The sequence below is a fragment of the Enterobacter nematophilus genome (genome assembly GCF_026344075.1).
Lineage (GTDB): Bacteria > Pseudomonadota > Gammaproteobacteria > Enterobacterales > Enterobacteriaceae > Enterobacter > Enterobacter nematophilus.
Genome location: NZ_JAPKNE010000007.1, coordinates 132,508 through 154,051 on the forward strand (window position 1 = coordinate 132,508; position 21,544 = coordinate 154,051).

A 21,544-nucleotide genomic window follows, 5' to 3' on the forward strand; every position below is an offset into this window, starting at 1 on the left:
CGATTGTCTACTTTCTTAGATTTAAACGTGGTTGAAAATGAATAGTGATTGACATCACACAGAGAAAACCGTCGGTATGGTTGGGCAAAAAAAAGCCCGCGATAAACGCGGGCCTTAGTGAGATCGGCAATGATTATTTGCTTTTCTTAATGTGCTTAATCAAACGCTTACGCTTACGCATCTGGTTCGGCGTCAGGGTGTTGCGCTTGTTGGCGAACGGGTTTTCCCCTTCCTTGAACTGGATACGAATAGGCGTGCCCATCACGTCCAGCGATTTACGGAAGTAGTTCATCAGGTAGCGCTTGTAGGAATCCGGCAGGTCTTTCACCTGGTTGCCGTGAATCACCACGATTGGCGGGTTATAGCCACCGGCGTGGGCATATTTCAGCTTCACGCGACGACCGCGCACCAGCGGCGGCTGGTGGTCTTCCGCAGCCATATTCATGATGCGGGTCAGCATGGCGGTGCTCTGACGACGGGTGGAGCTGTCATACGCTTCACGCACGGATTCGAACAGGTTACCGACGCCGCTGCCGTGCAGCGCAGAGATAAAGTGCACGCGGGCAAAGTCGATAAAGCCCAGACGGAAGTCCAGGGTCTCTTTCACCTGCTCACGCACTTCATTGCTCAGCCCGTCCCACTTGTTGACCACGATAACCAGTGAGCGCCCACTATTGAGGATAAAGCCGAGCAGAGAGAGATCCTGATCGGAGATACCTTCGCGCGCGTCGATGACCAGCAGCACCACGTTAGCGTCTTCAATCGCCTGCAGGGTTTTGATTACGGAGAATTTTTCCACCACGTCGGTGATTTTTCCGCGCTTACGTACCCCGGCGGTGTCGATGAGGACATACTCACGCTCATCGCGCTGCATCGGTATGTAGATGCTGTCACGCGTAGTGCCCGGCATGTCGTAAACCACCACGCGCTCTTCACCCAGAATACGGTTAGTAAGTGTAGACTTACCTACGTTTGGACGACCGACGATAGCCAGCTTGATCGGCAGATCCTGCGGGTTGAAGTCATCCTCAGGCTCTTCTTCTTCTTCGCCCTCTTCACCGTCTTCGAACTGCGCCCAGTATGCGGCGTCTTCGTCCACCTCTTCCGGCGGGTTCACTTCGTCAACCCACGGCAGCAGAACGGTTTCCAGCAGGCTGGTCACACCGCGGCCATGCGATGCCGCAATCGGGTGGATATCCCCCATGCCCAGAGACCAGAAGTCCGCGATAGCCTGATCGGCATCGATGCCGTCAGTTTTGTTCGCCACCAGGAAAGTTGGCTTTTCACGTGAACGCAGGTGCTTAGCGATTGCGGAGTCCGCCGGCATAAGGCCAGCGCGCGCATCCACCATGAACAGCACGACGTCCGCTTCTTCAATCGCCAGCAAGGACTGTTCCGCCATGCGGGTTTCAACGCCGTCTTCTGTGCCATCGATACCGCCGGTATCGATACAGATGAACTCGCGTCCTTCCACCTCTGCACGACCGTACTTACGGTCACGCGTCAGCCCCGGGAAATCCGCAACCAGCGCATCACGGGTGCGTGTTAAACGGTTAAAAAGAGTGGATTTTCCAACGTTAGGGCGCCCGACAAGCGCGACCACAGGTACCATGTTTGAAGCCTCATAAAATTCAAATAAACGTCGCTTTCGCAGCGTTTTTAAAAATGTCAAAACGGCTCCTGAGTGAACAGGAGCCGTTTAGTATACTACAACCGCCGGGTAATTAACGCGTGATCGCGTACAGCGTGCCGTCTTTTGCCTGAATCAGCAGTTTGCCGTCAGCCACAACCGGGTCGGTCAGGAAGCCTGAACCGTCCACTTTCTGCTGTGCCACAAAGCGGCCATTCTCTGGATCAACCCAGTGCATATAGCCTTCGCTGTCGCCAACCACCAGGCTACCGTTATACAGCACTGGCGCGGTCAGCAGACGGTGCAGCAGATCGCTTTGCGTCCACAGCGTCACGCCACCTTCGGTACTCAGCGCCAGCAGGCGGTCGTTCTGGTCAACCATATAGATGCGGTTACCGTCCACGATGAAATCATTCACAGAGCCCAGCTCACGTTTCCACATGATCTGGCCGCTGCGCAGGTCCAGCGCGGTCAGGTTGCCGTTATAGGCCAGGGCGTAAACCACACCGTCAACGATAACCGGGGTAGTGTCTACGTCGCTCAGGCGGTCAATTTCCGTTGAGCCAGTGGCCTGAGAGATACGCTGCTGCCAGATCATCTGGCCCTGCTGCATCAGCACGGCGCTCACGCGACCGTTGTCACCGCCCACAATGGCAGCGCCAAATGCGGTCGCAGGTGCAGATTCACCGCGCAGAGAGAGCGCAGGCATATCCAGGTTAACGGTCCATTTCACCAGACCGTCCGCTTCGTTCAGAGCCTGCAGCTGGCCGTTGCTGGTATGAATCAGCACCAGGCCATCGCTCACCACCGGGCGAGACAGCGACTCGCCGGCTACGGTTGTTTGCCAGGCAATAGAGCCGTCGCTGCTGTTCAGCGCATAAACCTGCGCTTTTTCGCTGCCCACGTAGACATGCCCACCGGAAACGGTCAGGCCGCCAGACAGCAGTGCAGGTTTACGGGAGAACCAGCCGTCTTTTTCCGCCAGGTTAACGGACCAGACTTCTTTCCCGTCATCGGCGTTTACCGCTTTCACGGTGCCTTTGCGGTCAGCGGCATAGACAACGCTGTCTGCATACGCAGGATGAAGGTTGGAATAGAAATCGCCAATCCCACTTCCCACGGAAACATCCCACGCGGTGGATGGGGTAAACTGGTTTTCAACCGTCGGCAGTGGGGACATTTTCACAACGTCTTCTTCGCCACTGAACAGTGAACAACCACTCAATAACGTAACAGAAAGCAGTCCTGGCAGAAGTAATTTACGCAATTGCATCGGGTCCCTCTCAGACGGACAAATTATTTATTTTCATCTGCATCATTTCGCTCAGCGCAGGTGACGCTTTGCTCTCTACGCCAGCTTGCCACGCTTTACGCGCGCCCGCTTTGTCACCCTTGCTCAGCAGTGCTTCACCGCGCAGATCGGCAACGATGGCAGCAAAACCTTCGCCTTTGATGGTATCGAGCGTTTTCAGCGCGTCGTCAGCTTTTTTCTGCTGAACCTGAATACGTGCCAGGCGCAGATTGATCACGGCTTTCAGGTTTTCATCGCTGGCGGCAGCAAGGCCCTGAGACAGCTGAGCAGCGGCTTTATCCAGCTCGTTTTTATCAACGTACTGCTGAGCCACTTCCAGTGCAGCCAGCGCACCGTAGGTGTTTTTGTTGTCAGCGGCAAATTTCTCTGCCGCCACCAGCGTTTGTGGCTGATCGGCGCGGAGCGCGCTAACGGTATTTTCATAAGACAGCGACGCGCCGCGCGCGGAATCCGCCTGATGATTGTTCCAGTAACGCCAGCCAACCAGCGCACCCACACCTAAAATTACCCCAACAACCAGCGCTTTGCCGTTTTCAGCAAAGAAGCGTTTAATCGCGTCGACCTGATCGTGTTCGTTCTCGTACATTTCCACGCCGTCTTTCTCCTTAGCCCAATAGAGTGCGCAAGTGCGCCGCAACGCCGTCCTGCGTTACCGTTGTCTGCTCACCAGAGCGCAGGTCTTTTACTACCACTTCGCCGTTAGCCACTTCGGACTCGCCCAGCACCAGTGCAATACTTGCGCCCCACTTATCGGCACGAGCAAACTGTTTTTTGAAGTTGCCGCCGCCATGGTTGGTCATCAGCTTAACGCCCGGCAGCGCATCGCGCACGCGTTCGGCAAGCTGCATCGCCGCAGACTGCGTTTCCGCGCCTGAAGCCACCAGGTATATATCGACAACGGAATCTGCTTTAAATTCCGGATTAACTGCCTGAACCAGCAAAACAAGTCGCTCAAGACCCATCGCGAAGCCAACCGCAGGCGCCGCACGGCCACCCAGTTGCTCAACCAGACCGTCATAACGGCCGCCGGCACACACGGTACCCTGCGAACCGAGGCTGGTGGTTACCCACTCAAACACGGTACGGTTGTAGTAGTCCAGACCGCGCACCAGACGCTGGTTCACGGTGTAGGCAATGCCCGCCGCTTCGAGCAGCTTGCACAGGCCGGTAAAGTGTTCGCGAGACTCGTCGTCCAGGTAGTCACCCAGCGCAGGGGCATCGTTCAGCAGCGCCTGGACATCAGGGTTTTTGGAATCCAGCACCCGCAGTGGGTTACTGTACATGCGACGCTTGCAGTCTTCGTCCAGCTTCTCTTTATGCTGCTCAAGGAACGCCACCAGCGCATCGCGGTAGTTTGCGCGCGCTTCCAGAGAACCGATTGAGTTCAGCTCCAGGGAGACATGTTCGGCGATACCGAGGGCACGCCACCAGCGGGCGGTCAGCATAATCAGTTCGGCGTCGATGTCCGGGCCCTGCAGGCCAAAGACTTCCACACCCAGCTGGTTGAACTGACGGTAACGACCTTTCTGCGGACGTTCGTGGCGGAACATCGGGCCGATATACCACAGGCGCTGCTCCTGATTATACAGAAGACCATGTTCGATGCCGGCGCGTACGCAGCCCGCCGTACCTTCCGGACGCAGGGTCAGGCTGTCGCCGTTGCGGTCCTCAAAGGTGTACATCTCTTTTTCAACCACGTCGGTTACTTCACCGATCGCGCGTTTGAATAACGGGGTCTGCTCTACAATCGGCAAACGGATTTCGCTGTAACCGTAGCTGCCGAGCACCTGCTTCAGCGTGCCTTCAATGCGCTGCCAGATGGCGGTTTCGCCAGGCAGGTAATCGTTCATGCCGCGGATGGCTTGAATGTTTTTTGCCACGTTTATTCTCTTTCTATATACAAAAAAAACCCAAAGAATGGGTTCAATCATACATGGGAAGCGGCACGCTTCCCATCACGTTATTTTTCAACCTGCTGAACGCTAATGCGCTGCGTCTCGTCCATCATCGCGGCTTTGGCGCGGATGCGGGCTTCAAGCTGATCGATCATGTCGCTATTATCCAGACGATCTTTACGAACGCCATCTTCATAGAGACCACTTTTCTTGTTACCGCCGGTTACGCCCAGGGTTGACACCAGCGCTTCACCCGGACCGTTCACCACGCAGCCGATGATGGAAACGTCCATCGGGGTGAGGATGTCTTCCAGACGCTGCTCCAGGGCATTCACCGTGCCGATCACGTCAAATTCCTGACGTGAGCAGGTTGGACAGGCAATGAAATTGATCCCACGCGAACGAATGCGCAGTGATTTCAGGATATCGAAACCGACCTTGATCTCTTCGACCGGATCGGCAGCCAGCGAGACGCGCAGGGTATCGCCGATCCCTTCAGAGAGCAGCAGTCCCAGGCCGATCGCAGATTTAACAGAGCCGCTGCGCAGGCCGCCCGCTTCGGTGATCCCGAGGTGCAGAGGCTGATCGATCTCTTTTGCCAGCAGGCGGTAAGATTCCACCGCGAGGAAGACGTCGGACGCTTTTACGCTGACTTTAAACTGATCGAAGTTAAGGCGATCGAGATGATCGACGTGACGCATCGCGGATTCGAGCAGCGCCTGCGGCGTAGGCTCGCCGTATTTTTCCTGGAGATCTTTTTCCAGGGAGCCGGCGTTGACGCCGATACGGATAGGGATATTTTTGTCGCGGGCGCAGTCCACCACCATGCGGATACGCTCTTCATTACCGATGTTGCCCGGGTTGATACGCAGGCAATCGACGCCGTATTCAGCGACTTTCAGCGCGATACGGTAGTCGAAGTGGATATCTGCAACCAGCGGAACGCTGACCTGCTGTTTGATCAGCCTGAACGCCTCAGCGGCATCCATGGTGGGCACGGAGACGCGAACAATGTCCGCGCCTACACGCTCTAATGCTTTGATTTGGTTGACCGTCGCTTCCACGTCCGTGGTGCGCGTATTGGTCATCGACTGGACGGCGATAGGTGCCCCATCGCCGACTGGCACATTCCCAACGTAAATCCGTTTCGATTTTCTACGTTGAATCGGAGCCTGGTTATGCATGAAAAATCTCCCGCGTTGCCCGTCTGTTACTGTGCTGCTGATTGTTCGGCATTAACGGTAAGACGTGCAACCTGGTTAGTTCTGATAAAGCGGCTCAGGTCGACAGGTTTTCCTTGATACTGGATCTGTACCGCTGCCGGAGCGCCAATTTTAAGCTTATAAGGAGCCTGACCGACCAGATTTAAATTGCCATCTTTACGCTGCAGGCCACTGAAGAGTTTTTTACCTGTCGCGTCAGTCACTTCCAGCCAGCAGTCAGCCGTGAAGTTCATCACCAGCGCGTTTGGATCGGCGGCTGGTGCGGCGGTTGCCGCCGGGTCGGTCGGCAGGGACGCCGCGGCGTTGTCCGCAGGCTGAGTCGCTGCAGGGGCGTTCGTTGCGGTATCGACATTTGCCTGAGAAGGCGCGACGACCGCGTTTTGATCCTGAGCCTGCGGCGCAGCGGTGTTAGCCGTTGCGGCCGGAGCCTGTGCTGCATCAGTTGCCGGAGCCGTCGTTTGCGGCTCGCTTGAGGCCGCCGCACCCTCGGTGTTCAGCGGGACGCTCTGGGCGCCACCGTTGCTCGCCTGATTGAGTTCGGCGGAGGATTGATCGGCCATGGTGGTGATCTCTTCCTGCTGCGCCTTGTGGTTTTGCCACCACCACGCGCCGGTCAGACCGACAACAACAAACAGCACCAGCCAGGTAAAGCTCATCAGCCAGCCATCGCGCTTTTTACGACGTTTCCCCAGGGAGAAAGTTTGCATCGGGGCAACTTTTGCTGCACGAACCGGTGCCTGCTTCTCCATCATTGGCAGTAATTCGTTTTCGGGGATGTGCACCAGTTTTGCGTAAGAGCGGATATACCCGCGCAGAAATGTTGAAGCCAGATCGGCAGGCGCCTTATCTTCTTCAATATCGCGAACCGTGGAAACCTTCAGGCACAAGCGTTCTGCGACAGCTTGCTGGCTGAGTCCGAGTTGTTCACGGGCGTTGCGAAGACGAACGCCAGTGGAGAGTGCTTCATGTTGGTCGTGAGTGGCTTCAGTATTCATTCGCTACAACTACTGGTACGTGAAAAAAAGGGTTCAGGTGCCGGTGAGTCACAATGCCACCCGCACCGCGAAACTTCAGGTCAGTTAACCTTGAACAGACAGTATAAGACTGTCAGCCCGGAGATGACAGTACAGCCCTGCCCGAACGGCTAAACTGTTGTTACGTCGTTACATACTGCCCGAAAGTCGGATGAAACGCACCGTAATTATTGATCAGTCATCACGAATCTGACTGATTATTCAGAAAGATTAAGCATCACGGCGCAGATAATGCGCCGTGAGTGCATAATAATCAAACAGCTTTGACCGCAATCGTCTCGCCCTGCATGCGTTTACGCAGGGTACGTTTGGTACGGTCAATGACGTCGCCCGCCAGCTGCCCGCACGCGGCATCGATATCATCACCACGGGTTTTACGCACGATGGTGGTGAAACCATACTCCATCAGCACCTTGGAGAAACGGTCGATACGGCTGTTCGAGCTGCGGCCATACGGCGCGCCCGGGAACGGGTTCCATGGGATCAGGTTGATTTTGCATGGCGTATCCTTCAGCAGCTCAGCCAGCTGATGCGCGTGCTCGGTACCGTCGTTAACGTGGTCAAGCATCACGTACTCGATGGTAACGCGGCCCTGGTTTGCATTGGATTTCTCCAGGTAGCGACGCACGGCAGCGAGGAAGGTTTCGATATTGTACTTTTTGTTAATCGGTACAATTTCGTCACGAATTTCATCGTTTGGCGCGTGCAGGGAGATAGCCAGCGCAACGTCAATCATGTCGCCGAGCTTGTCCAGCGCAGGCACAACGCCTGAGGTAGACAGCGTCACGCGGCGCTTGGAGAGGCCAAAACCGAAGTCGTCCAGCATGATTTCCATCGCCGGCACCACGTTGGTCAGGTTCAGCAGCGGTTCGCCCATCCCCATCATTACCACGTTGGTGATCGGACGCGTGCCGGTCACTTTTGCCGCACCCACGATCTTCGCGGCACGCCAGACCTGGCCGATAATTTCAGACACGCGCAGGTTACGGTTAAAACCCTGCTGAGCCGTAGAGCAGAATTTACACTCCAGCGCACAGCCCACCTGAGAAGAGACGCACAGCGTGGCGCGATCGTCTTCCGGAATGTAGACGGTTTCAACGCGCTGATCGCCTACGGCAATCGCCCATTTGATGGTGCCGTCTGCCGAGCGCTGCTCTTCCACCACTTCCGGCGCGCGGATTTCAGCCACATCCTTGAGCTTGTTGCGCAGCACTTTGTTGATGTCGGTCATCTCATCAAAGTTGTCGCTGCAGTAGTGGTACATCCACTTCATTACCTGATCGGCACGAAACGGCTTCTCACCCATATCTTTAAAGAACTCGCGCATCTGCTGACGGTTCAGGTCCAGCAGGTTAATTTTTCCATTTTTATTGAGAACCGCAGGAATGGCGACTTCGGAGGTATTCACTAGTTCAGACATAATTTTTTCCGGCCTCGTTGTTACACGTTGTGGCCCATGGAGGGTTGAATAGAAACGCCCCGGAAAGCGGTCTGCTCGTCCGGGGCGTTGCATTGTACAAAGTCTGGCGCAGGGATGCCACGTCTGGACGTGGCATTTACGAAAATAATGTGTAAACGAAACCGTTAAATTAACGGGTACGTGGACACACTTCGCCTTCCGCGAAGAAGAAAGCGATTTCGCGCGCAGCAGATTCAACAGAGTCGGAACCGTGGGTGCCGTTCTCGGTGAAGCTGTCCGCGTAGTCAGCGCGCAGGGTACCCGCCAGCGCGTTGTCCGGGTTGGTTGCACCCAGCAGATCGCGGTGACGCTGAACCGCGTTTTCGCCTTCCAGCACGGACACTACGATTGGACCGGAGGTCATGAACTCAACCAGGCCATCAAAGAATGGACGACCTTCGTGCTCAGCGTAGAAACCACGAGCCTGCTCAACGGTCAGGTGCAGCATTTTGGTGCCAACGATCTTAAACCCTGCTGATTCAAAGCGAGCGAAGATGCTGCCAATAACGTTTTTTGCCACCGCGTTTGGTTTGATGATGGAAAAAGTACGTTCAATAGCCATGATAACCTCTGTAAAATGTTCTGTTGTTTTGCATACCTGAGTATGGTGTGGCGCGGATTATAAAGAGCAATAGCGCCATTGCCTATGGTTCTGCATAACATTTTTTTAAAATGAGACGAAGATTAGCAACAGGCCGGATTTCGCATACCGTGTTGATGGCGTAAACAGAGCGGGCACTGCTTTTCATCAGGCGTAAATGACCAGAACTGGCGTTGGCACGTCAGGCAAACTGCTTTATAGGCGGGGGTGACCACGTTTTTTGCCGGTCCATCCGTTTCTGAGACGTTTATCGCCTCGTGCTGACATACTGCTTCACAGCCACCGCAGCCGGTACAGCGCCCGGTATCCACCACCAGCGCGGCGTTTTCAAACCGAATCGCGTTTTCCGTGCAGCTTCGCCAGCACGCGCCGCACAGCACGCACTTATCGACGTCGAGAGCAATATCCGACTCGCTAAACGTCGAGAATGCCCTGCGCAGCTCGCGCGGCCCCGGGGAAACGCGGCAGGCTTTCACATCCTCGCGGGGAACGTGCATAAGCGCACGACGAGCGATATTCACCTCGTTGCTCGGTATGAGCTTAAACCCCCACTCCGCTTCACCACGGCAACGAAGCGCAAGGTTAAGCCGGGCAAGCGCCAGCAGCCAGTCAGGGTACTGCTCTGCTTCGATACTGATAAAACGAACCCGGCGTTGCGCGTGCCACAGCAGCAGCTCATTCACCCCAGGTGCACGTTCAGTAAAAGGCCCAACAAGGGTGTCCCTGTGTACAAAACGCTTTCTCGGCGCAATGCCGGTAATGGCCCCGGAGGGGCAGACGAACAGGCAGTCACCGCATTCAATACAGCGATTTTCATCCACCGAGACGCCGTTTTCCGTAAAAGAAAAAGCCTGCGCTGGACAAACGTCCGCGCAGGCGCAGCAGGAAGCGTGGCGAAAACGGCGACGGACGCACGCATGCGTCACGTCCATCGCCGGGGCAAACGTCAATCCGCCCATCAGCCAATACTGAAGAAAACGAAGCGCAGCATCAGCTCACCCACAATCAGCAAGGCGCTGCCCAGCAGCACTGGACCTCGCGCCGCTTTCAGGCCGCCCGCAGCAAAGCACAGCATACCCGCAACGGAAACGCACCAGCTCAGCAGATGTACCGCGCGCAGCTGTTCGAGCATCCGTAGCGGAGCGTGGGGGAACGTCACCACGGTGTTGTCTACGGCTGCGATGTCTGCCAGCCAGACGGGCTGCATCACCAGACGCACAAGCACCACCAGCGTGATAATGACCACCGCCGCACGCAGAGTAGTTTTGGATTGCATCCCAACCGCCATGCAGGCTGAACCAATAATCCCCACCGAACCGATAAACAGCACCAGCGTGTTAAGGTGCTGCCAGGTCACTACGGACGCGTGCATGTAGATCTGCGCCATGCAGAACACATCCACCAGCCCGACGAGACCCGCCGCGGCCAACAGCATCTTCCAGCCTGGCTTTTTGGCAAACATCAGCAGCGCTGCAAGGCCAAGCGACGCCAGGTAAAGGCTGGCAAAGATAATCTCGCGGCTCAGCCACGAGCTGGACACGTGGCGTAGCGCGTTCATGGCGTTGAGCGGATAGCCCATATGCAGCGCTGAGGCGAGCAGCCCCAGGCTTGCAAGCACAAACGCCCCGGCGGCAGGCAGCAGCGGGCTACGCTGGGTAGCATGCGCGCCCCCGAACGCCAGCCAGAGCGTCACGCCAACCGATCCCTGCAGGAACAGCGTAAAAATCAGCAGCGGTAACTCATGCATGACGTTTCCCCTCTTTCTCTGCGCCCTGATGCGCTTTGATCACCAGGTTCGGTTTTGTAATCGAGGGATCCGGCAAGCCCTTCACATCGCAGACCGTACCGTATTTCGCCCGAAGTTCATCAATCGGCCCAAATTTGATCGCCTCGAGCGGGCAGGTTGCCACGCAGACGGGCTGCTCGCCCTTCGCCTGCAGATCCACGCAAAAATCGCATTTGGACATTTGTCCGGTCTGCTCGTTGAGCTGTGGCGCGCCGTAAGGGCAAGACCACGCGCAGTAGCCGCAGCCAACGCACTTGTCCGTATCGACGCGCACGATGCCGTCGCCCGGACGCTTGTGCATCGCGGTGGTCGGACAGTTTTTGGTGCAGATCGGGTCCGCGCAGTGGTTACAGGAAATAGAGAGCGTGTAGGCAAAAACGTTGTTGCTAACGCCGCCCTGCCCGGTTGGGATGAAATTCCCGCCGTTAACTTCGTATACGCGTCGGAAACGACGTCCGACCTCAAGGTTGTTTTTATCTTTGCACGCCACCTGGCATGCCTTGCAGCCCGAACAGCGGGAAGAGTCGATATAGAAACCCAGCTGTTTATCGCTCACCGGCGCGTAGTGTTTAAACTGACTCATGCTTTAGCTACCTCCACCAGCATGGTTTGATGGGAGTTCCCTTTCGCAAGCGCGGTAATTCGGGCAGAGCTGAGCACGTTCGCGCAGCCGCCTTTATCGACGCCCTGTTCGTCCGGCTGCCACCAGGCGCCCGCCTGCATGGCAACAACGCCCGGAATGATGCGCGGTGTGACCTCCGCCGGAATTTCACAAACGCCGCGCGCGTTATGGATACGCACGGTATTCCCCTGCGAAATGCCGCGCTTTTGCGCGTCCTGCGGGTTAATCCACAGCTTTTGCTGCTGGGCCTCAATTAACCACGGGTTGGCGTACTGGGTTGAGTTAGCGCGGTTTTTCCCTTTCCATGTAATCAGCTGGAGCGGGAAGGTTTTCGCCAGTTCGTCTTCCGGCCCTTCATGGGCGGGCACGTAGTGCGACAGCGCCGGGATCTCCGGGTGTTGCATGTCGTACAGGCGCTTCGAGAAGATCTCAATTTTCCCGGACGGCGTCGGGAACGGATGATTTTGCGGATCGCGGATGTTGTCTTCAAAGGCGACGAACGGCGCGCTTTTGAAAAGATGCTGACGCGTCTTCTGTAGCGTCGCGAAGTCCGGCAGGTTTTCCTCCGGCATCGCCAGCCGCGTCTGCTCCCAGATGTGCTCAATCCACGCTTTTTCGTCACGACCCTCGCTGAACGCAGGCTCAATGCCGAGCTTAGCGGCGACCTCACGCAGCCAGTCGTAATCCGAACGGCGCTCGAATTCAGGTTCAATCAGCTTTTCCGACAGGATCAGATAGCTCGCCGTGCCCCAGGTTTCGCCAATATTCCAGCGTTCCATAAAGCTGGTTTCCGGCAGGAGAAGATCGGCGTATCTGGCGCTCGGCGTCATAAACAGATCGCTTGCGACAATAAACTCGATTTTCGACTCGTCTTCCAGTACGCGCGTCGCCTGATGCAGATCCGGGTTCTGGTTAGCCAGATAATTGCCCGCGAGCGAAAACAGGATGCGGATATTGCTGTCCAGCTTCTCTGCATCCTTCAGGCCGACTTCCGCCGTTACCTTTGAAGCATCATCGGCGGCCTGCACCCAGTTCATCACCGATATTTTGGCTTTTACCGGGTTATCCGGCATCTCCGGCCCGGCCGCAAATTTACGGTTTGAACAGCCGCCATAGCCTGCCGCCCAGCCGCCCTTCACCCCAACGTTACCCGTCAGCGTTGCCAGTAACGTCGAGCCGCGCGCGGTGCGCTCGCCGCAGTTATGGCGCTGCGGTCCCCAGCCCTGGATCAGCGCGGCGGGTTTGGTGGTTGCGTAGTCCCGCGCCAGCTGACGAATGGTCTGCGCAGGAACGTGGGTGATCGTCTCTGCCCACTCCGGCGTTTTCGCTACGCCATCTTTTGCGCCGGTCAGGTAAGCCATCAGGGATTCATTGGCCGGAACGCCTTCCGGCATGGATGCTTCGTCAAAGCCCAGGGTATAGCGCTGGAGGAAGTCACGATCGTGCAGGTTCTCCGTGACGATCACGTACATCATGGCGTCCATCAGGGCGTTGTCCGTTGTTGGAAGCAGCGGGATCCACTGATCGGCAAGAGAGGAAACCGTATCTGAATAGCGCGGATCGACAACGATAAAGCGGGTGCCGTTTTGCTTCATCCTCTGGAAGAAGTGGTTGCTGTGGCCAAAGATGGTCTCCGTCGGGTTATGCCCCCAGAGAATGACCAGTTTGGTATCCAGCAGCGTGTCCAGAGAGCTGCCGCTGGCGGCTGTGCCATAGGTATACGGCGTGGCTGCCGCCGTGTTGCCCATACTGACCGAGTGATAGCTTTCCAGGTAGCCGCCGGTTAAGTTGAGCAGACGACGAACCATTTTATCGCCGGAAAACGTTCCGCCGGATACCGCAGTACCTACATGCACATAGCGTGAGGCTGCGCCGTATTTTTGCGTAATCGTTTTTAATTGATTCGCAATAAGCGTGGTGGCTTCATCCCAGGTAATACGCTCGAATTTTCCTTCGCCACGTTTACCCACGCGTTTCATTGGATATTTAAGCCGATCGGGATGATAGACAAATTTCCGATAAGCGCGGCCTCGAACGCAGGCGCGCATAACCGGCATTTGAGGATCCAGTTCATTATCCGGGCGCGTGGAAATTCTCGTGACCACACCCTCACTGACGTGAGCGCGAATATCGCATTTACCGCCGCAGTCAAACGTGCTGCAGGTTTGCACCACTTTTTCTTCAGGCGTCGCGCCTGCTGTTGCCGTATCCTGCGCCCGAGCATTGCCGTTTGTCGTAACAAAAGGAAGGGCGGCCAGCGCCGACCCAGCCTGAATAAAATGACGCCGGGATATTGAGGGAATAAGTCCTTCGCCCGGACTTTTATTTTTTTTCATTGCTCATTCCTTAAAATAAAAACGCATTCTCGTTTTTTTTCAGGAACGAATATTGATAATTATCAAGCTAACTCTTCGGGGGTAATACTTAACGGTCTAATTCAAAGTTCACCGTCGCCGTTTGGCCTGTTTCATCCATCACAAGCAATTGATATTCACCGGGTGAATATAACTTTAATGAATAATTATTATTCCGGCCTTCTAACGGTTCTCCATTTAAAAACCACCAGCGCCCACCTTCTCCTCCTGTCGTAATAACAGATAGGGTCACATTCCCTTCTCCAGGGAGTCGCTTAATAACGGCGCCTTCTCTGATACCCGAAATCATAAGCGGTGCCGCGTTGTTATTATCCAGAGGCGGGCAGACCGTCGATCTCGGAGGAAGACGCGCAGCTCTTTTTTCCGCAGCAGGCAGCCACGGCTCCAGCGGCAGCGGCCAGACGTCGAGAACTTTTTCTGTGGCATCAGGGCAATCTGCCGCCACACGCTTGCCCGTTTTATCCAGCCAGACCGGGAAACGAATGCCGCGAATGCCTTCCTGTTCCGGCAGCAGCAGCGTGGGCGGTTCACTCCCTTCCAGCAGCCAGGTCGAAAGACGGCGCCGACAGTTTTCACTGCCTTCCGGCAGCGACTGACCGCCCGGCCAGCAGATCACGCCCCGCCCGACGCTTTCCGGGCGCGGATCGCGCGGCAGGCGGGCTTCGTCTATCGTCGAGCGTGACTGAAGCAGGTTATTCACCTGGTTTAATAGCGGAACCGCGCTGGCGAAACCAAACTGCCCCGCTACCGGCGTGCCGTCAGGTCGCCCTGTCCAGATACCTATTACGTAACGGGCATTCAAACCGATGGCCCAGGCATCGCGATAGCCGTAGCTGGTGCCCGTTTTCCACGCCAGGGGGGCGATTTGCGGCAGCGCGCTGTCCGGCAGCGGCTGCGCCTCGTTCGCCAGAATACGGCGAATAATCCACGCCGAACCTGGCGATAACAGCGGGCGTTCAGTCAGCGGGTCGCTCGGCTGTAAGCGCAGCCGGCCCGCCTTGCCATGCCTTGCAAAGGCGCTGTACGCGGCGGCGATATCCGCCAGCCTCGCGCCTGCGCCACCCAGGATCAGCGACAGATTCGGCTGCGCTCCGGCAGGCAGGATCAGCGGCAGCCCGGCATTGCTCAGCATCCCGGCAAACCGTTTGGGACCATAGGCTTCCAGCACCTGTACCGCTGGCAGGTTGAGCGAACGCACCAGCGCTTCACTCATGCTGACCGGCCCGTGGAACCCGCTGTCAAAATTTCCCGGGCGATAATCACCGGTTTTTCTGGGCACGTCCTGAAGCAGCGAGGCGGGATGGATTAGACCATCGTCCAGCGCCATGCCGTAGATAAAGGGCTTTAATACCGATCCCGGGGATCGGATCGCGTTGACCATATCCACGTGGCTAAAACGGCTGTCATCGTTGATATCCACCGAGCCAACCCAGCCTCGCACCTTCATGTCGGTATGATCGACCACGATCATCGCCAGCGAGCTGCGCGCAGGCAGGCGGGATTTCCAGTTCATCGCCAGCTCTTCCAGCTGCCGTTGCAGTCCGGCATCCAGCGTGGTGACAATTTTCGTATCGCGGCTTTTGCCAAGCATCATGCGTGCAAAGAGCGGCGCCAGCTGCGGCATCTGCCGGGGAGCCAGCCATACCGGCTCTTCACGGGACTCTTTCACCTGCTTTGCTGACCAGACGCCCTGAATCATCATGCGGTCGAGCACTTTGTTGCGTGCCGCTTCGGCCCGCTCGGGCCAGCGGTCCGGGCGCAGACGGCTGGGTGCCTGCGGCAGTACCGCCAGCAGCGCCGCGTCGGAGTAGCTCAGCTGCGAAGGGGGTTTTCCAAGATAGGTCCAGCTTGCCGCCCCCACGCCCTGCAGCGTGCCGCCAAACGGAGCGCGGTTGAGATAGAGCGTAAGAATGTCACGCTTAGAAAGATGCCACTCCAGCTGCATCGCCCGCCAGAGCTGGCGAATTTTGCCGCCAAAGGTGCGCGGATGCGGATCCAGCAGGCGCGCCACCTGCATGGTAAGCGTGCTTCCTCCCGAAACCACTCTTCCGGAGCTGAGATCCTGCCAGGCTGCGCGAAGAACAGAGAGCGGGTTTACGCCAGGATGATCCCAGAACCAGCGATCTTCATACTGGATCAGAGCCTCAAGATAACGGGGAGAAACCTCTTCAATCGTAACCGGGTAGCGCCAGATGCCTTCGCTATCGGCAAAACGCCAGAGCGGCGCGCCCTTTTCGTCTACCACAACTCGCGCGGGGTTAACCTCTTTCAGAGGCAGCGGCCACAGGCGGTCGGCGGCGACAATCAGCCCCCCTAAAACGAGAAGCGCTCCCGCCAGCCAGAGCCAGCGGGAGCGTATCAGACGTGCCATTCGCATGTTACGGAACAACAATCAGCGGGCCGCTGGCCGCACCCGTTGCCCGCCACTGCGGAACGTACATAGACTCCACCATCGGAACCGGCACCTGATAGGTTCCCGGCGTCACGGCGCGGGCCAGATAGACCAGCGTGACCGGCTGACCTTCGTTTACCGGCACGGCTGCCACAAAGCGGTCGTCGCGGAACTCCATATGCTGAATGTCCGCCTGCTGCATCTGGCTGAGCAGGTTCTGCACTTCGCTACCGCTGTCCTGCAGGCTGGCGCTGCTGCTCGCCAGGTTCTGGTTTTCCAGCTCCAGACCTGCCGGGAGAAGATCCACTACCAGCGCATCCGGCACGTTCTGGCTGGCTTTCACTTCAAGCCAGACCAGCACCAGCTCACCGCTCTTCAGCGAAGAGAGTGATTTGCTGCTGCCGTCTGTTGCCAGGATATGACGCTCAACCTGCAGCACGCTGGAGCTCGGCTGAGGCGCATATTCCGGATAGCCGGTGCTGTCCAGACGTACCCACAGCGGTGCCGTGCCGGTATTGGTGACCTGCAGCGCACCAAGCTGGTCGCTGTTTACGTTTTGTACCTGCGCCTTATCGCCGCCTGATGCGGTATCAGACAGGGAGGTTTTCGCCTGCCATGCACCGGACAAGGTTTGCAGAGAACGTCCGGCCAGGAACAGCGCGTTGCTTTCCTGAGTAGACAGCCAGCGCTGGCTGAAAGCCTGTTCAGACAACGCGTTCAGCAGCGTATTTTGCGCATCCGGCAGCAGCTTGTACTCCTCCAGCAGGGAGAGCATCAGGGCATTATCGCGCAACTGACTGCCGTAATCGGCCATCCAGTTTTTGCTGTCGTTGCGCGGCGTTTTAAGTGCCAGATCCAGCGCCTGCTGGCTGCGCGGCGCGTCGCCCATCAGTTTAAGCGCCATACCCAGCTGCATCAGCGGCAGCCCGGAGGCGGCCTGAGCGTGACGCTCCCAGATTTCACGCAGCGCACCGAGCGGCGCTTTTTGCTGACGCGCCAGCACCAGCGAGGCATACGCCTGTACGGCAAATTTGCTGGCCTGGGTGTCGTCGCTGTAGCGGATAGACATCATGCCCGGATCCTGCAGGTAGCGCAGCAGACGGTTGTTGGCGTTGTTCACCGCATCGGCAGGTACGCTATAACCCTGCTCGCCCGCGCGCACCAGGAAGTCAGTCACATAGGCGGTCAGCCAGTACTCTTCAGGGCCGTTTTTATCCCACAAGGCAAAACCGCCATCATCACGCTGCATCTGCAGCAGGCGAGAGATCCCGATATCAATGGCAGCACGACGCTTGTCATCGGTATCTCCTTTGATGCCAAGCGCGGCCAGCTGCGCCGCGTTGGTATAGAGGGACGGGAACAGGCCGCTGGTGGTTTGTTCCAGGCAGCCATACGGATACGCTTGCAGCTCGCGGATGTAGCGTGCCAGGTTGAGCGGTGGTTTGCCGCTCAGCAGCAGTTGCCCCTGCAGGGTGGCAGGAGAGAAACCGTTACTATGCTGCGCCGGTGCGGTCCAGGACTCGCCGGGGTTCAGCATGGCACCGGTATTGACCGTCTGCGCCGGGAACGCCGGACGAATGCCGATTTTCCAGCTCTTCTGCTGCGGGGCAAAGGTTTCGCCCGGAAGCTCCAGGCCGGTAACCTGCGCCGTCACCTCACCGTCGCCATACCCCTCCAGCGCGCGCACCGGAATGAACAGGGTGCTGCGCGCGCCCGGAGGCAACTGAACCGGCTGCGGCTGTGCGCCTTCCAGTGACAGTTTGCCTGTCGCGCTCAGGGCGACGTTCAGCGTTTGCGGTTTGTCGGTCAGGTTAGTGAGATCCAGCGTCAGCCGTGAGGTATCTCCACTAGCCAGGAAGCGCGGCGTATTAAGCTCGGTAATAACCGGCGCGGCCACCACAACCTTACTTTCGCTGCTGCCGAAATCATCTTCCGTCCACGCCTGTGCCATCAGACGCAGTTCGCCGTTGAAATCACCAATCGGCAGCGTAACGGTGCCTTCTCCGTTGGCATCCAGCGTAACCGGCTGAGCCTGCTGGGCAATAATGGTGACGTGGTTCACCGGCGGTTTGCCGCCGCGCTTGAGTTCATCGCCATCACCACCGAAGCGCAGCGCGGCCATACGGCCCTGCCCTTCAATGACCTGGCCGTAGATATCGTAGATATCCGCGCCGTAGCGCTTCTGGCCAAAGAAAGCCTGCCACGGATCCGGCGTGACGTAATCGGTAATATTCAGCACGCCGCTGTCCACCGCCGAGACCAGCACGTTCACTTTCTGCGGAACCGCCCCCTCTTTCACGCTGGCCTTCACCTTCACGGAGAGAGTCTGGTTTGGACGCATTTTCTGCGGATTATCCAGCGCAATGTTCAGACGGCGATTTTCGTCGCCCATCGGCAGATGCAGCAGGCCGACCGCGCGCTTCGGCGTGGCGGATCTGGATTTATCGCCAGGACGCACCACCAGCGTGCTGAGGTAGAGATCGTGCCGTTTCCAGGCTTTATCCACCGGAATGGAGAGATCCAGACCGTTTGCCGGTACGTCGATCTCTTTCCACCACAGCGGCCCTTCGCTGGATTCAATCATGGCATAGCCCTTGCCTGCGGCTGGCGCTGCAATGTGCAGCTGGATGGTATCGCCTGGCTGATAGGCCGGCTTATCCAGTTTCAGCGTCACGCGGTCAGGGCGTGCGGCTCCCGTGCCGTCACTGTTATCCTGCCAGCTGTAGCCTGCCCAGAAGCGCACGCTGCTGACCATTTCATCAGGCGCTTTCACTTCCAGACGGTATGAGCCCCACTCCACCGGGAAGGTGACTTTGCCGGTTTCATCGGCTTTGAGGCTAAGCTCCTGCTCGCCCTCAACCAGATCTTTTTGATCGAACTGAGACTGCCAGCCTTCGCTCTCAGACCAGTTCCAGAAGTAGTCGCGGCGCTCGCGGATCAGACGAACCTGCAAGCCGGACACCGCTTTTTTCGCCCCGCTGGCATCGGCATAGACGATGTCAAAGCTGGCGTTGCCGTTCTCATCGACAATCGGCTGGTTGACGGTGGTATCGGTACGGTAGTCGTAAACCGCTTTACTGGCGAACTGCGGGCGGATACCCGGCAGCTCCGCCGCGGGCCAGATGGCCTGCTCAGCGCGGCGCGTCACGGGACGACCGCCCGACTCCAGCAGGCTGGCCTGCAGAATCAGCTGCAGCGGCGAGTGTACCTCTTTCCACTGGCTTTCGGTGGTCACCTGCCCGCGCCCCTGCTCGTCCAGCGTAAGCTGTACTTCATCCAGGCTGCGGCTCAGGTTTTCCTCAGCAATATCACCGAACTGGAAGCCCGGCAGCGCAGCAACCGCCTCGCGCAGCGGACGCAGGAAAAGCTGGCCCTGCAGCGAGTTGCCGTTGGCCGGCGCGCCATAGAGATAATAGCCCACGACGTTAAAGTCCACGTTATCCTGCGGGGAAACCGGCGCTTTTTGTCCCGTCAGGTTCAGCGCCATACGCTCAGGCATGAAGTCTTCGACGTGGAAGTCCCACAGGCGCTGCAGGTTATCGCCCGTGTTGGCGCGAATATGCCACATGCCGGTCTGCGCGCCGCTATCCAGCGGATAATTGAAGCGGTAGAGGCCGTTCTCAGGCTGAACAACGATCGTGCGTGCCACCTGGCCGTCCGGGCGCAGCACGTCAAGCTTCACGGGCTGGTCGGGAAGCGGTTTTCCGTCGCTGTCGCGCAGTAAGCCGTTGAGGATCACCGTTTCACCCGGACGATAGAGATCGCGCGGGCCAAACATAAAGAATTGCTTGCTGAAGCCCGGGTTACCGGCAATATCGAACTCCGCCAGATCCAGCGCCGGAAGCTTGAGGTCAAGCAGGGTGGTCTGGCCGTCTTTGCTGGCCAGAATCAGCGCGGCTTCTTTATCGGTTTCAAGCTTCGCATGACCGTCGGCGTCGCTGTTCGCCTCGGCAAGCGTCTGCCCTTTGTCATTCAACAGCGTGACGGTGACGCCGGACTGCGCCGCACCGTTTTCCAGACTCTGGGTGAAAATGTCCAGCCGGTTATGATAGCGGTGAGCGGACAAACCGATATCGCTCAGGGTAAAGAGCGTTGCGGCATTGCTGTAGTTGTAGTGCCCGGCCTGGTTCATGACGGCGATATAAACGCCGGACTGCTGAAGCGGCTTGATATCCTTGAGCGGCAGGAGCAATTTTTCACGCGTGTTGCGCGCCGGATTGAGGTCAAAACGGCCGGTATAGACCAGCTCCGCCATCTTCAGCAGATTGTCGGATTCCCAGTTGGTCAGGGCGTTACGGTACTCCCACTGGCTGACAAACGAGGCCAGCGATTCCGGCTTCACGCGGTAGAAATTGACGTCCACATTGTTGACGTTAAGCGCCATCACCGGCAGACCTTCCACCACCTTGCCCGGCAGCAGCGAGCCGCGGCTGGCAAAACCGACCGTTGGTTCTATATCTCGCGTGGTCAGGGCTTTTTCATAATCAATGCCAAAGGTCGCTTTGTTCAGCGCCACCAGGCCACGATCTACGGTGATGACCAGGTTTCGGTTAGGCTCCAGATGACGCAGGCGAAGCTCTTTCAGGTTAGGCGCAAGTTCCCACGCCCCGTCAACTTTGCCGCTTTTCTTATCCACGACATGCACCGTTTTGGCGAAATCCTGATTTGGATCCAGCGGCACAGAGAAGGTCAACACCAGCGTGGCGGCACCGTCGAGCTGAATTTCAGAGGCATCAAGCAGGGTCAGCGCTTTTCCCTGACTCTGGGCGGCCATTTTAGCCAGCTTTTCAGCGTCGGGCTTTTCTGCGGCTTTCGGTGTTGATGCAGTAGACGCTGCTGGCGCAGCAGCCTGAGGCTTATCGTCGCTGTTATCACAGCCGACAAGCGTAAACGTGGTGAGCAGCGCGAGAGAGATCGCGGCTAAGCGAAACGGTTTCATCCTGTGTCCCTGGCCTGAGGGGGCCTGTTGGTCGTCGTCCGGATAAGTATTATCCGCAAGTTTCGTTAATACCAAAAGTCCAATTTTAGAATCTGGAAAGCGCCTCGCAGAATGGTATTCCCCCGTTATACCGGGATGGAACAGCGATCACAGCGCATAACGTCACATGTTACCTTTTACGTCATTTGTTTTTAAAACAATAAGATAGCTGGATATGTCCGCTCTGAGCCTGCTAGTTTTATGACCATGACGCACCCCGAGTGCGCGGTTCAATAA

General features: G+C 57.4%; 14 protein-coding genes. All 14 read right to left on the reverse strand.

What is annotated here, in order from left to right; genetic code table 11:
* Window positions 1-133: 133 nt before the first annotated feature.
* The gene (gene der, locus OSH03_RS17475; RefSeq protein ID WP_266179693.1) at window positions 134-1,612 is read right to left on the reverse strand and encodes a ribosome biogenesis GTPase Der; all 1,479 of its coding nucleotides are present in this window, start codon (window positions 1,610-1,612) and stop codon (window positions 134-136) included.
* A gap of 112 nt (window positions 1,613-1,724) precedes the next feature.
* Window positions 1,725-2,903, reverse strand: coding sequence for an outer membrane protein assembly factor BamB (gene bamB, locus OSH03_RS17480; protein ID WP_048957768.1), 1,179 nt, complete (start codon window positions 2,901-2,903; stop codon window positions 1,725-1,727).
* A 10-nt stretch (window positions 2,904-2,913) separates the two neighbouring features.
* A complete protein-coding gene (locus OSH03_RS17485; RefSeq protein ID WP_061097402.1) occupies window positions 2,914-3,534 on the reverse strand; it encodes a YfgM family protein in 621 nt (206 codons plus the stop codon).
* Window positions 3,535-3,547: 13 nt separating this feature from the next.
* Entirely contained in the window at window positions 3,548-4,822 is a 1,275-nt protein-coding gene (gene hisS / locus OSH03_RS17490) for a histidine--tRNA ligase (protein WP_061097401.1), read from the reverse strand.
* A gap of 80 nt (window positions 4,823-4,902) precedes the next feature.
* Complete coding sequence (ispG, locus tag OSH03_RS17495) at window positions 4,903-6,021, reverse strand: flavodoxin-dependent (E)-4-hydroxy-3-methylbut-2-enyl-diphosphate synthase (protein ID WP_266179694.1); 1,119 nt, start codon at window positions 6,019-6,021, stop codon at window positions 4,903-4,905.
* Window positions 6,022-6,047: 26 nt separating this feature from the next.
* Window positions 6,048-7,055, reverse strand: a complete 1,008-nt coding sequence (gene rodZ / locus OSH03_RS17500; protein ID WP_061097399.1) for a cytoskeleton protein RodZ — start codon at window positions 7,053-7,055, stop codon at window positions 6,048-6,050.
* Between the two features lie 292 nt (window positions 7,056-7,347).
* On the reverse strand, window positions 7,348-8,514 hold the full coding sequence (rlmN, locus tag OSH03_RS17505; protein ID WP_266179696.1) for a dual-specificity RNA methyltransferase RlmN: 1,167 nt from the start codon (window positions 8,512-8,514) through the stop codon (window positions 7,348-7,350).
* A gap of 169 nt (window positions 8,515-8,683) precedes the next feature.
* Window positions 8,684-9,115: a nucleoside-diphosphate kinase gene (ndk, locus tag OSH03_RS17510; RefSeq protein WP_003860625.1), complete on the reverse strand. Its 432-nt coding sequence runs from the start codon at window positions 9,113-9,115 to the stop codon at window positions 8,684-8,686.
* Window positions 9,116-9,237: 122 nt separating this feature from the next.
* The gene (locus OSH03_RS17515; protein WP_266179697.1) at window positions 9,238-10,113 is read right to left on the reverse strand and encodes a 4Fe-4S binding protein; all 876 of its coding nucleotides are present in this window, start codon (window positions 10,111-10,113) and stop codon (window positions 9,238-9,240) included.
* On the reverse strand, window positions 10,113-10,901 hold the full coding sequence (locus OSH03_RS17520) for a dimethyl sulfoxide reductase anchor subunit family protein (protein ID WP_266179698.1): 789 nt from the start codon (window positions 10,899-10,901) through the stop codon (window positions 10,113-10,115). The genes OSH03_RS17515 and OSH03_RS17520 overlap by 1 nt, the downstream gene beginning before the upstream one ends.
* Entirely contained in the window at window positions 10,894-11,523 is a 630-nt protein-coding gene (locus tag OSH03_RS17525) for a DMSO/selenate family reductase complex B subunit (protein ID WP_266179699.1), read from the reverse strand. Before OSH03_RS17525 ends, OSH03_RS17520 begins: the two co-directional genes overlap by 8 nt.
* Window positions 11,520-13,898, reverse strand: coding sequence for a DMSO/selenate family reductase complex A subunit (locus tag OSH03_RS17530; RefSeq protein WP_266179700.1), 2,379 nt, complete (start codon window positions 13,896-13,898; stop codon window positions 11,520-11,522). Before OSH03_RS17530 ends, OSH03_RS17525 begins: the two co-directional genes overlap by 4 nt.
* A gap of 88 nt (window positions 13,899-13,986) precedes the next feature.
* The gene (pbpC, locus tag OSH03_RS17535; RefSeq protein ID WP_266179701.1) at window positions 13,987-16,314 is read right to left on the reverse strand and encodes a peptidoglycan glycosyltransferase PbpC; all 2,328 of its coding nucleotides are present in this window, start codon (window positions 16,312-16,314) and stop codon (window positions 13,987-13,989) included.
* 1 nt (window position 16,315) lies between these two features.
* Window positions 16,316-21,268: an alpha-2-macroglobulin family protein gene (locus OSH03_RS17540; RefSeq protein ID WP_266179702.1), complete on the reverse strand. Its 4,953-nt coding sequence runs from the start codon at window positions 21,266-21,268 to the stop codon at window positions 16,316-16,318.
* Window positions 21,269-21,544: the final 276 nt, after the last annotated feature.

Excerpts from the sequence above, each read along its gene's own strand:
- ndk (WP_003860625.1), bottom strand. The coding sequence starts at position 9,115 with ATGGCTATTGAACGTACTTTTTCCATCATCAAACCAAACGCGGTGGCA.
- OSH03_RS17540 (WP_266179702.1), bottom strand. The coding sequence starts at position 21,268 with ATGAAACCGTTTCGCTTAGCCGCGATCTCTCTCGCGCTGCTCACCACG.
- ispG (WP_266179694.1), bottom strand. The coding sequence starts at position 6,021 with ATGCATAACCAGGCTCCGATTCAACGTAGAAAATCGAAACGGATTTAC.
- pbpC (WP_266179701.1), bottom strand. The coding sequence starts at position 16,314 with ATGCGAATGGCACGTCTGATACGCTCCCGCTGGCTCTGGCTGGCGGGA.
- OSH03_RS17530 (WP_266179700.1), bottom strand. The coding sequence starts at position 13,898 with ATGAAAAAAAATAAAAGTCCGGGCGAAGGACTTATTCCCTCAATATCC.
- OSH03_RS17525 (WP_266179699.1), bottom strand. The coding sequence starts at position 11,523 with ATGAGTCAGTTTAAACACTACGCGCCGGTGAGCGATAAACAGCTGGGT.
- rodZ (WP_061097399.1), bottom strand. The coding sequence starts at position 7,055 with ATGAATACTGAAGCCACTCACGACCAACATGAAGCACTCTCCACTGGC.
- OSH03_RS17520 (WP_266179698.1), bottom strand. The coding sequence starts at position 10,901 with ATGCATGAGTTACCGCTGCTGATTTTTACGCTGTTCCTGCAGGGATCG.
- der (WP_266179693.1), bottom strand. The coding sequence starts at position 1,612 with ATGGTACCTGTGGTCGCGCTTGTCGGGCGCCCTAACGTTGGAAAATCC.
- OSH03_RS17515 (WP_266179697.1), bottom strand. The coding sequence starts at position 10,113 with ATGGGCGGATTGACGTTTGCCCCGGCGATGGACGTGACGCATGCGTGC.
- rlmN (WP_266179696.1), bottom strand. The coding sequence starts at position 8,514 with ATGTCTGAACTAGTGAATACCTCCGAAGTCGCCATTCCTGCGGTTCTC.
- bamB (WP_048957768.1), bottom strand. The coding sequence starts at position 2,903 with ATGCAATTGCGTAAATTACTTCTGCCAGGACTGCTTTCTGTTACGTTA.